This window comes from Mucilaginibacter flavus (assembly GCF_030409315.1).
Lineage (GTDB): Bacteria > Bacteroidota > Bacteroidia > Sphingobacteriales > Sphingobacteriaceae > Mucilaginibacter > Mucilaginibacter flavus.
The window spans coordinates 152,625-164,008 of record NZ_JAUFPS010000038.1; the positions used below are offsets into that span (position 1 = coordinate 152,625).

General features: G+C 39.8%; 9 protein-coding genes and 1 pseudogene. 4 read left to right on the forward strand and 6 right to left on the reverse strand.

Features of this window, described 5'->3' with window-relative positions:
* Window position 1: 1 nt before the first annotated feature.
* From rfbF to QWZ17_RS18320, 5 genes are all read right to left on the reverse strand, one after another.
* Window positions 2–775, reverse strand: a complete 774-nt coding sequence (gene rfbF, locus QWZ17_RS18300) for a glucose-1-phosphate cytidylyltransferase (protein WP_290306740.1) — start codon at window positions 773–775, stop codon at window positions 2–4.
* A 178-nt stretch (window positions 776–953) separates the two neighbouring features.
* Window positions 954–2,036, reverse strand: a complete 1,083-nt coding sequence (locus QWZ17_RS18305; protein WP_290306741.1) for a Wzz/FepE/Etk N-terminal domain-containing protein — start codon at window positions 2,034–2,036, stop codon at window positions 954–956.
* A gap of 20 nt (window positions 2,037–2,056) precedes the next feature.
* Entirely contained in the window at window positions 2,057–4,537 is a 2,481-nt protein-coding gene (locus QWZ17_RS18310; protein WP_290306742.1) for an SLBB domain-containing protein, read from the reverse strand.
* 168 nt (window positions 4,538–4,705) lie between these two features.
* Entirely contained in the window at window positions 4,706–6,373 is a 1,668-nt protein-coding gene (locus tag QWZ17_RS18315; RefSeq protein ID WP_290306743.1) for a capsule assembly Wzi family protein, read from the reverse strand.
* A 314-nt stretch (window positions 6,374–6,687) separates the two neighbouring features.
* Window positions 6,688–7,272 (reverse strand): Crp/Fnr family transcriptional regulator, encoded by a 585-nt coding sequence (locus QWZ17_RS18320; protein ID WP_290306744.1) that lies wholly within the window; start codon window positions 7,270–7,272, stop codon window positions 6,688–6,690.
* A gap of 155 nt (window positions 7,273–7,427) precedes the next feature.
* Between QWZ17_RS18320 and mgrA the strand changes: the two genes are divergently transcribed.
* The 4 genes and pseudogenes from mgrA (at window position 7,428) to QWZ17_RS18340 (ending at window position 9,914) form a co-directional block, all read left to right on the forward strand.
* Complete coding sequence (gene mgrA, locus QWZ17_RS18325; protein WP_290306745.1) at window positions 7,428–8,423, forward strand: L-glyceraldehyde 3-phosphate reductase; 996 nt, start codon at window positions 7,428–7,430, stop codon at window positions 8,421–8,423.
* 22 nt (window positions 8,424–8,445) lie between these two features.
* Window positions 8,446–9,267 (forward strand): glycoside hydrolase family 30 protein, encoded by an 822-nt coding sequence (locus tag QWZ17_RS18330; RefSeq protein ID WP_290306746.1) that lies wholly within the window; start codon window positions 8,446–8,448, stop codon window positions 9,265–9,267.
* A gap of 23 nt (window positions 9,268–9,290) precedes the next feature.
* Window positions 9,291–9,653, forward strand: a pseudogene (locus QWZ17_RS18335) (glycosyl hydrolase); the annotation flags it as partial.
* Window positions 9,654–9,776: 123 nt separating this feature from the next.
* Window positions 9,777–9,914, forward strand: coding sequence for a glycoside hydrolase family 30 beta sandwich domain-containing protein (locus tag QWZ17_RS18340; RefSeq protein WP_290306748.1), 138 nt, complete (start codon window positions 9,777–9,779; stop codon window positions 9,912–9,914).
* A gap of 105 nt (window positions 9,915–10,019) precedes the next feature.
* Here QWZ17_RS18340 and QWZ17_RS18345 read toward each other — a convergent pair whose 3' ends face one another.
* Window positions 10,020–10,976, reverse strand: a complete 957-nt coding sequence (locus QWZ17_RS18345) for an MBL fold metallo-hydrolase (RefSeq protein ID WP_290306747.1) — start codon at window positions 10,974–10,976, stop codon at window positions 10,020–10,022.
* Window positions 10,977–11,384: the final 408 nt, after the last annotated feature.

The window sequence follows — 11,384 nt, forward strand, 5'->3', positions numbered from 1 at the left end:
ACTACCAGGTTTTCCAGGGCGCGTTACCACTTTCCCACATGTTATTTAAATCGTGCTTATCTTTAAGTGTATCCATCGGGCGCCAAAAACCATCGTGTTTAAAAGCCATCATCTCGCCGTCGTTAGCAATCTGTTCCATGGGTTTCTGTTCCCACACGGTACCATCACCCTCTTTTATATAATCAAATATATCCGGCTGACAAACAAAGTATCCTCCGTTAATCCATGAACCATCACCTTTTGGCTTTTCTAAAAATGATTTTACAAACATATCTGACGTAATATCAAGAGCACCAAAACGGCCCGATGGTTGTACCGATGTTACCGTGCACAATTTACCATGCCCTTTATGATATTCTACTAAATCCTTTATATTGATATCGCTAACACCATCACCATAAGTTAACATAAAAGGCTCGTTTTGAACATGCGGTTGTATACGTTTTATACGCCCCCCTGTCATCGAATTATTCCCGGTATCCACCAAGGTTATTTTCCATGGTTCTGCCTGTGAATCATGCACTTCTACGGAATTATTCTTTAAATCAATAGTGACATCAGATTTATGTAAAAAATAATTAGAAAAAAATTCTTTTATAATATAGCCCTTGTAGCCAAGACAAACCACAAAATCATTGAATCCATGCGCCGAATAAATTTTCATGATATGCCATAATATTGGCATACCACCAATTTCAACCATCGGCTTAGGTTTCACTCCTGTTTCTTCTGAAAGGCGGGTACCTAAACCACCTGCAAGCAATACAACTTTCATTTTATTAATTTAAATTTATTAAATAGCACTTTCCACGTCGGCTGCATCATAAAACACAATATAATTGTTGGATTTTTTTGAGCTGGATAATTTATTATCAGCCAGATAAGGTTTATATAGTTCCATTTTCAATGGCGTAGCCCAATATGAAATAAGAGCAATGCCTATTTTAAGACACTTAATTTTCTTTTGAAATAATTTTTTTTAACGTAAATATCAAAGTAATTAAAAAACAGCTTATAAATATTCCAAAAAGAATGCCTTTTATCTTTGTTAATTTATCTACTTCTAACGGAAACACAGGTCTATCTATCACCTGTATTATTGGCGTTTCCTGTATTAATGAAAGTTTTGATACTTCCAGATTTTTTACAATTTCGCTGTAGATAGCAGTGTTAGCCTGCACATCAACCTGCCTTTTTTGCGATGGTACCTTAAGAGCAACCAATAAAGGATTAGCGTTTGGCGAAGCATCAACAGCAGCAGCAACCCCTGATATGGAATTATTTAGTTGCATTCTTACACTATCTGCCTGTTTTTGCAAAATGTTAACATTCCTGGTTCCCTTTTTTGTTTTAGTTAATACATAAAAATCATTTACCGTTTCTACCAGTTTATCAGTAAACAGTTTTGAAAATAACTCATCAGTTGATACCGTTTGAACTTTTATTACCGCAAGTTTTTTATCGAGCCTGAAAACAACTAAAACATGCTTGTTAAAGTTATCGACTATGTCTGTTATGATACTATCCTGATGGCGATTAAATTTATCGGCATCGCCATTAAAGGTAATACCATCAAGTTCCGGGTTCTTTTTCCATTTTAATCTAAGGTGGTTAAAATCTATATACCTATTAATTAGCAGGTCATTTTTACCGTTAAAATTAGCATTACTTAATAATGCTTTTTCTATCATTAAACGTGACTTATATAACTCAAGAATATTATCTCCATGAAAAATACCGCCGCCGCCACTGTCACCGCCAACATCAATACCAGCAAGTGAAGCTAAACCGGCATATTGCCCAAGCCCACCACCAGAATTACCGTCCTCTAAAACAAAAGTACATGTTGCGGTATAAATAGGTTTTCTGAATATGGAATAGACAAGGCCAATACATCCACCCAAAATTGAAAAGCATACTATAATTAACCATTTGCTTTTGATATATTTTAAGATGGAACGAATCTTAACAACGATACGATCTAAAGTTATAGCATCAGTTTGGAGATACCTATTTTCATCATTAATGTTAGTCATCGATGTAGCTAATAATAAATCTATTTCTTTAAACTTAAAATACCCAAAATAATAGCTCCTAATGATGCTAAACCCGTAGTGTAACCCAATATTTGCTGGCCTGTATTTCCTTTACTTTCCGGCTTTGTGGGCACGTATATTTCACTACCAGGTTTTACCTCCGGATGGCTGTTAAAAAACAAAAACTTACGGGTTCCCTTTACCGTTCCGTTGGGGTAAACAACATAGGCGCCTCTTCTTAAAGCTCCTGGCGCATACCCCCCGGCGTTTGAAATAAAATCATTAAATGATTTTGAGCCATCATAAACTACGGCACTGGGGTACAATACCCGCCCGTTAACTCTTACTACCTGTTGCTGTTTTGGTACTCTCAAAATATCGCCATCTTCTAAAAGCAAATCGCCTTTTGAACCGGGGGTTTTGAGGATTTTATCAAGCTCGATACCTACATAGTTATTACGCTGTTGATTATCATCGGTATTGGTTGAATCTTTATAAGAGCGTTTTAACCTGTTGGTTTGTAATAAGCGTTCCTGGGCTAATGCAGTTGTATCGGCTTTATTTTTATCAATGCCTAATATGGCTATGTTTTCACGTTTCAGTGAGCCACCTTCCACATCGGCAGATGCTGTTAAACCACCCGCGCGGGCTATCAGATCTGATACTTTCTCATTTTTACTTTTGATGGTATATGAGCCCGGATATAATACTTCGCCTTCAACTTTTACTGTTTTTTGTTTTTCGTAACCAGGTAAGCTATATACCGATACAATATCAAAAGGCGTTAATACAAAATTTGCCTCAGCGGGTTTTAACTGGCCATCAATGTTTACAGTAAAAACCTGGGCAACTGAACTGCTTTTTGAATTAGGATCGGCATCGGCTATGCGGCGGGCAACCTCAATACGGTTGGTGCTGGCTCCTTCGGCAAAGCCGCCTGCCTTTAAAATAAGGTCTTCTACCTTCATACCTTCAGAAAAAGCAAACTTGCCCGGCTTTCTTACATTGCCGTTGATGGTGACAACGTACTTGTCACGTAAATCGAATATTGATGAAATGTTTACAATATCTTCGCGCTGAAGCGGAATGTTTACCGTTTTATTGATTACGTCCTTAACATTAAACCCTATTATTTCGGTTGTATTATCTGGCTTTAAGCGGGTAATTGTTCCACGCTCTGTAAAGGCGTCTTCTTTCAACCCTGCAGCCTTATCAATCAATTGCAATAATGTTAATCCATTTTGTAATTCATAATCGCCGGGTTTAAAAACCGCCCCCCTTATAACTACCCTGTTTTCAAAACGGGATAAAATAGATTCTATAGTGTATTTATCGCCTCTTAGGGGAATATAGTTTTTATAATCGGCCTCCACCACATCGGTTATCTTTCTTTGCTGATCGCTTATTTGCGAAACCTTTATGCGGGCAGTGTAAGCGCTATCGGTAAAGCCACCGGCGTACCCAATAATATTATCAAGTGTTTCGCCCGGTAAAACCTCAAATAAGGCCGGTATTTTAACTTCGCCAACAAGCTCAACCCTTGTTCTGTAGGTTGGCACGCGCACAATATCCTGATCCTGCAGGGTAATGTTGTTTTTCTGATCGCCTTTTAACAAAAAATCATACACATCAAGGTGCCTTATAATCCGGTTGTTCCTGATAATTTCTATCTGTCTTAAACTACCATTATCATTAGGTCCGCCGGCTGTGTATAAAGCGTTAAAAACCGTAGCTAATGATGGCAGTGTATAGGTACCAGGCTTTGCTACCTGCCCTATAATAATTACCTGAATGCTACGAATATTGCCTAAAGTAACTTGTACCGTTGTACCACGGCCAACCGCGTAATTATTGGCGGCAAGCTTACTTTTTATAAGTGCTGTAGCTTGCTCAATAGTTTTACTACCTACGTTTAAAACGCCAACGCCCGGAATATTGATATTGCCCTCGGGAGATACTTCAAGTTTCCAGTTTACCAGCGAGCTACCGTAAACGGCTATATTAAGTTGATCATTGGGGCCAAGTATGTAATTCAGCGGCGTAGCCAGCTTAAGATTAGGCTCAAATGAACTGTTTTTATTTTTGAAAATATCGGCTCCAAAAATTTTGGGTTTTAAACCTTCAAATAAATCATTAGTGGCTGCAGAAGTTGTATTGTTAGTATCAGGTTTGTAATTAAGTTGCCTGCCCGTTGAAGCAGAGGTATCCGCTCCGTTTTGAGCAACACTTGCATTGTTTGCTCTTACATTCTTAATCCTGGATTGTAGTTTTTGAACCTGCGATGCAGACATGCCCCTGGCTTGCGCCTGCTGCAATAAATCTGCATCACCAAGCCCTGCCTTTTGAGCCTGTTGAATCAATTGGGTAATTTGCTGATCTGAGAGGTCATCAACATTAACAGACGATATGTTTTGTAAACTGGTTTGGGCTGTACTATTGTTAACAATACCAAAAGAGAAAAGGAAAACAATAAAAAATATTAAAAGTTTAAATTTATTCATAAGTAAAAGCTATCTTAAGCTTAAAAAATAACACTTTGACAAGGGATAGTATTTTCTGCAAAAGTAAACCAATTTCCCACTTTTTAGGGTAATTACCGTTTTTTTTAATTTAATCTTAAACACTATTATCCATCAAATAGCTTATTCAAAAATGTTTATGCTGATCCATTAGTTAAAATAATAAGTAAAGTTAATCCTGGCGTGTAAGTTATAACTCGAACCGTTTCTATATTCATAATTCAGGGAATATACAGGCGTAACATCTGCCGAAAGCAAATAGTTTTTAAACCTGATATTTGTATAAAAAGTGCCCGATAAATCAACCCAATGGGTATTAAAATTTCCTGTACCGGCAAAGGCAGAATAGTACAAATCATTATTATGTAACTGCCTTTCAAAGGTAAAACCATAAGCATGGTAATCTTTTAAATAGCTTAAATCTAATATAAAACTACTGCTACCCGGCCCTATCCCTGCACCTATATATCTCCCCTCATTTGTATAACCATCTCTTGGGCTAAGTAAATGTGCATACCATGAGGGTTCATCTCTAACAACATAGGTATTTGAGCGCGCTAACTGAGTTATTTCTGATTTTAGTTGTATAAACCCACCTTTACTTAATTCAAACAATTTACGGCCGCCAAAAGTATATGCTGCCGAATGTTCGGGTTCCTCTATCAGATCGTTGATATTGCCCCACCGGTCATTCCGGGCCCATTCAAAGTAAATCTCGGCTTTGTATAAGGGCAAAAGCTGCCTGATATTAAAGGCATATGCAAAATCCTGTCCGTCGCCATTGTGGCCGTTGTTAATATCGTTGGCTTTAACAGACGAGCCTGTAATAACCGGAATTACCTTACGGAAGATGCTTTTGCTATGATAGGTAGAATCTTTATCCAAATAATCATAGCTTGAAACCCCGAGGTAGAACCCTTTTAACCACTTAGGCTGCCAGTTAACAGTATATGCCGATATATAACGGGATGTAGCAGGCTTGGGGCTATATAAATTACCCGCGTAAGTAAGCTTGCTAAAGTCATCGGGCGGGTAGCCCGATTGTTTAAGGTTGCCGCCTATAATTTGCCATTCAAAAGAGCCTATAATTGTTTTTACAGGTTTTGAGGAGTTAAAAGTCCAATGGAAAAAACCCGGAGCCGAATTACTCATCATAATGGAGTTTTTTATCCCCGGTCCCCACCACAAGTTTTCTGTCGAAACTCCCGCTTCAATGCTTTTGTAATTGAGCGTAATTTTTGATTGCCCCGGATAAAGATGAGTAATTGATTTGTTGCCGAATCTTTCCGGCGCATCAATACCGTTAACAGTACCAAAATAAGCGCCTAAAAGTTGCTGGTTATTGTTATTTGCCTGCACATCGGCAAACGTATTAAAGGGCTTGTTTTCGGCATAAACTAACTCGGGCTTAAGTTGTATTTTAAGAATACCGGCCGTTAATAAAAAGCCTCCGCTTAGCATCGTTTGATAACCTTTGTCAGGATACAATGAACCATTATTATAGCCATATGGTCGTTTCACATTATATTCATTAAGCCAGTTTAATGGCAATACCTGTATGCCGGATGGTATGCCCATAAAGTTAAATTTTGCATAAGGCTTACTTGCAATAAGTTTAAGTAACGCAGAATCGGCAGCGGTATTGTTCCACTGGCTATTTACGGGGCGTATACTAAACGAAAAAGGATCATCGCTTGTACCCGAAATTTGATTTCTGCGGGCAATATCTTCCGCGTAACTCCCCACAGAAATGGTTTGTGAATAAACATGGTTTATGATAAAAACGAAAAGGGTAAGGGCTAAAAAGTGTTTTTTCACGGGTAGGTTTTGTATTAAAATGTGTAAGGCTATTAAACGATAAAACTAATTATCCTTAGATATATTGTATGTTATCAAAATATATCTTTTTCAAAAAGTTAAATTTATGTCTAATTTCTTAACAATATCACAAAAAACAAAGCATTAAACACTCATTTTTATAATACAAATGCCATATTAAATAATTTCAATAATCAATTAATGTATTCTTTACACTATTCACTATAAGCCATACGAAAGTGTACCGGTTAACGATACAACCAAAGCAAAAAATATTTATAGTTTTTGTAATCGCAGAAGAAAAAAAAACAATATCAGCTTTTAGCTTTCAGGTGCCTTGTTCTCAGCTTGCTTAAAAACTCGGGCGAGATGCCAAGGTACGATGCTATGTAATGCTGTGGCACGCGCTGCGGAATGCTTGGATAGCGCTTTATAAACTCCAGGTACTTTTCCATCGCTGTGTTTGATATGGTTTTAAAAAGCCTGTTTTGTACTACGGTAAGGTGGCGTTGCAGCATCAGCCTAAACATGCGTTCCAGTTTAGGCACTTCGGTAAGCAGTTGCTCTTTAGCATCGCGCGATAAAATAAGCAACTCGCAATCTTCCAGTGTTTCTATGTACATATTGCAAGGGGTTTGATCCTGAAAACTGGCTAAATCGCTCACCCACCAATCCTCCACCGCAAATTGCAGCGTTACTTCGGCCCCATTTTCATCAACAATGTATTCGCGGATGCAGCCCTTGTTTACATATGCTTCAAAATTGCAGATATCGCCTGCCTGTAGAAGTTTAGTCTTCCTGGGCACTTTGCGAAATTCCAAAATTTCATTAAAACGGGCTGATTCATCTGTGGTTAAATTCACCGAACGCGCAGCGTAGCTATTGATATTTTGAAACATTTGTCAAATATAAGCCGGGTATATTTAATCGCTGCAAATAAATAGCTGCGGGCGCTTTATTTCTTGTTCCAGTTCAATGGATTTTAGGATGTATATATACCACCTTTACAGATTGAACATTAATTATAAATCAACAGATAATTTACCTCACCAACATGACGTATTTACCCAACCCCAATCGTTACCGCAACATGGAATACCGCCGTTGCGGCAATAGCGGTTTAAAATTACCCGCTGTATCCCTGGGCATGTGGCATAACTTTGGCGCTATTGATAGTCTCGAAAACGCCCGCAACATTATGCGATTGGCTTTTGATAGCGGCATCACCCATTTTGACCTGGCTAACAATTATGGCCCACCGGCAGGCTCGGCCGAAGAAACTTTCGGGCATATTTTTAAAGATGATTTTAAGCGTTACCGCGATGAACTGGTAATATCAAGCAAAGCCGGCTGGGGAATGTGGGAAGGCCCTTATGGCGACTGGGGTTCAAAAAAATACCTGGTGGCCAGTCTTGATCAGAGCTTAAAACGCATGGGACTTGATTATGTAGATATTTTTTATCATCACCGCCCCGATCCTGAAACACCGCTGGAAGAAACCATGGGTACCTTAGATTTGATGGTACGCCAGGGTAAAGCACTTTATGTGGGTATCTCCAGCTATAGCGCGCAGGAAACAGAAAAGGCCCTGGCTATTTTAAACCGTTTGGGTACACCATGCCTCATTCATCAACCTAAATACTCGATGTTTGATAGGTGGGTTGAAGGCGGCTTGCTTGATGTGCTTGGTAACGAAGGTGTGGGTTGTATTCCATTCTCTCCGCTGGCACAAGGGTTATTAACCAACAAATATTTAAAAGGTATTCCCGAAGGCTCAAGGGCTGCGGCACACCGTGGCAACGGCGCAATTGAAGAAGATGCCATAACCGATGCTAACATAGCTAAAGTAGCTAAACTAAATGAATTGGCTATAAAGCGTGGTCAAAGCCTGGCACAAATGGCTTTATCCTGGATTTTGAAAGATAAGCGTGTAACATCGGTATTGATAGGCGTAAGCAAGCCCGAGCAGGTAACTGACTCGATAAAATGTTTGGATTATACGTCTTTCACGAAGGAAGAGCTAACGTTGATCAACAATATCCTTGCTTAAACCAATCCAGTTAAACCAAATTATGAGAAGTAATTTTTTTGTTAAACCACTGGCTTTTGCATTGCTTGCCTTATCGGCAAACCTGGCATTCGCGCAAAACACTACGCCGTTTTCTGTAGATAACAATACAGCAAAGGTATACGTTACGGCCAAAAGTACCGGTAACAACATAACCCAAACCGAAACCTTACAGTTTAAAGCCTACCCGCAACCGCTTGAAAAGGATATTACTATTTTTGTTGACCCCTCAAAAACTTTTCAAACCATGTTGGGCATCGGCGGCGCATTAACAGATGCATCTGCCGAGGTATTTTACAAAATGCCGAAGGACAAGCAACAACAGGTGCTTACCGATTATTACGATAAGGATAAAGGTATTAACTATACCCTGGGGCGCACCAATATTCAAAGTTGCGATTTTTCGAGCGACACTTACAGCTACCTGAAAGATGGCGATGTTAACCTAAAAAACTTTGACATCAGCCATGATATGAAATATAGGGTGCCTTTTATTAAAGAAGTTTTAGCGGCAGCGGGTGGCAAACTAACCTTATTTGCTTCTCCATGGAGCCCATCTGCCTGGATGAAAACCAATGGCGATGTATTACACGGCGGGAAACTTAAACCCGAGTACGCCCAAACCTGGGCCAATGTTTATGGTAAATTCATAAATGCTTACGAAAAGCAGGGCATCCCTATTTGGGGCCTCACGGTGCAAAATGAAGAAATGGCCAGCCAAACCTGGGAATCATGTATATACACCGCCGAAGAAGAGCGCGATTTTATCAAGAACTTTTTAGGTCCGTCATTGAACAGGCCGGCTATGGTGATAGGAAGCTATTGATCTGGGATCATAACCGCGATTTAATGTATCAGCGTGTAAGCACTGTATTGGAAGATCCCGAAGCTGCTAAATATGTTTGGGGTGTAGCCTATCATTGGTATGAGGATATCGCCGCGGCTGGTGCAGGCATGAATTTTGAAAACGAATGACTGGTAAGCCAAACTTTTCCCGATAAGCCTCTTATGCTTACCGAAGGTTGCGCCGCCGATTTTGACGTCAATAAGTTTTCCGACTGGAGCTTTGGCGAAAAATACGGTCAGTCAATGATCAACGATTTTAACATCGGCACCGTAGCCTGGACAGATTGGAATATCATACTGGACGAGCGTGGCGGCCCTAACCATGTAGGCAACTTTTGTATGGCCCCTATTCATTACGATACTAAAAACGACAAGCTGATTTACACCAACGCGTTTTACTACCTTGGGCATTTCTCTAAATTTATTCACCCCGGTGCCAAACGCATCGTAAGTTCGGCCAGCAGAAACAACCTGCTTACCACCGCTTACATGAATACCGACGGCAAAATGGCCGTAGTAGTGATGAATAAATCTGATGCTGATATAAACTACCTGTTATGGATAAAAGGAAAAGCGGCTAAAACAACTGCACCTGCACATTCCATTGCCACCATAGTTATTGAATAGTTAAAATTGAATCAAAACAAAACGGCCCCAATTTCAGCAGAAATTGGGACCATTTTGTTTTGATAACGAGGCTTTTGTTCCCGGCGTTTATAACATTAACTGTAGTTACAGCCCTTTATACACAAGCCTGGTAAAAAATGTACCATCGATAACAAACCCTCCGTATTTAGCATCGTAAGCAGCTGTAGGTTTTTCTGCAATCACCTCATTTATTGATTTGCCCTGTTTCTTTAACACGGCAACCTTGTCGCGTATGGTGGCAAGCATTGCATGAAATTCTATTAGGTGTTGCTTATTACCAATTGGGCCGTGCCCCGGGATAATGATGGTTTCTTTGGTAGCCTTATTTATATTGATTTCCGCAGCTGCAATCATCCCATCAATACTTCCCCCGGTAGAGTAATCAATGAATGGGTAATAGCCATTCCAAAAAGTATCGGCAACGTGCAGGATGTTCGCATTAGGAAAAAACACCGAACTGTCGCTATCTGTATGTGAATTTGGATACTTCTTTATCAAAACTTTCTCCCCGTTAAAATGAAGCGTATGTTCTGTTTTAAAAAGTACAGTTGGTAAAGCATCAGCCGTAAATGGATCAAAAGTGTAATTCCAGTCGACCACCCTCGTCTTTTCGGCCAGGTGCTTTCGTGTTTTTTCCTGTGCGATAATAGTAGCTCCCGCTTCATGTAACCACTGGTTCCCAAAAGTATGATCAAAATGCCAGTGACTGTTGACAAGGTATTTGATAGGATCATTACTGATAGAATTCAGTGCAGCCAAAACATTTTGTTTAGATACGCCTATGCCGCCATCAACCAGCAACTTGCCATCCGGCCCTTGTAAAACGGCAATATTACCACCTGAGCCATCCAATACATTAATGTTTCCACGGAGTTTAGTTACATTAACTGTCGCGGTTTTGGCGGCATTAATAATGGTGACTACCGGGCTTGGAGTCTGCGCAAACACTGTTTTGGGCATTAGGTACACCCCGGCCACTAAAAGCCCGGCCGAGCTGATGAAGCTACGACGGCTGATGTCATTTTTTTCTTGATTGTTCATGATTCGGTTTTTAATATTGAGATAAAGCATCTTCTGATACATCTCCAAGTATTAAATACCAGGCCAATAAATAATAAACTAATAATCAATAACTTAAATAAAAAACACAAAAAAACAGCACCGAAATTAAGCCGAACGTTGAGCTCGAGACGAAATAAAGGTGAATATAGAAGAAGCGGTTGCCAGTATCCAGTTTGCAGTTCGCGGTTTGCAGTTAGCAGGAGAAGAGGCAGTTAACAGTATTCAGTTGTCAGTTTACCGTTTGCAGAACGCTGCTCCCTGCCATAGCAGTCGTTGGCCAGTGAAGGGATGAATGAAGGGTATAAAACGCGAAAAGCCCTCATCGATAGATGAAGGCTTTTGCGATAAGATTTGGCACCGACCTACTCTCCCACGTTTTACCGCAGT

Bases quoted from the DNA above. Each gene is read 5' to 3' on its own strand.
- rfbF (WP_290306740.1), bottom strand. From the start codon at position 775: ATGAAAGTTGTATTGCTTGCAGGTGGTTTAGGTACCCGCCTTTCAGAA.
- QWZ17_RS18305 (WP_290306741.1), bottom strand. From the start codon at position 2,036: ATGACTAACATTAATGATGAAAATAGGTATCTCCAAACTGATGCTATA.
- QWZ17_RS18310 (WP_290306742.1), bottom strand. From the start codon at position 4,537: ATGAATAAATTTAAACTTTTAATATTTTTTATTGTTTTCCTTTTCTCT.
- QWZ17_RS18320 (WP_290306744.1), bottom strand. From the start codon at position 7,272: ATGTTTCAAAATATCAATAGCTACGCTGCGCGTTCGGTGAATTTAACC.
- mgrA (WP_290306745.1), top strand. From the start codon at position 7,428: ATGACGTATTTACCCAACCCCAATCGTTACCGCAACATGGAATACCGC.
- QWZ17_RS18330 (WP_290306746.1), top strand. From the start codon at position 8,446: ATGAGAAGTAATTTTTTTGTTAAACCACTGGCTTTTGCATTGCTTGCC.
- QWZ17_RS18340 (WP_290306748.1), top strand. From the start codon at position 9,777: ATGAATACCGACGGCAAAATGGCCGTAGTAGTGATGAATAAATCTGAT.
- QWZ17_RS18345 (WP_290306747.1), bottom strand. From the start codon at position 10,976: ATGAACAATCAAGAAAAAAATGACATCAGCCGTCGTAGCTTCATCAGC.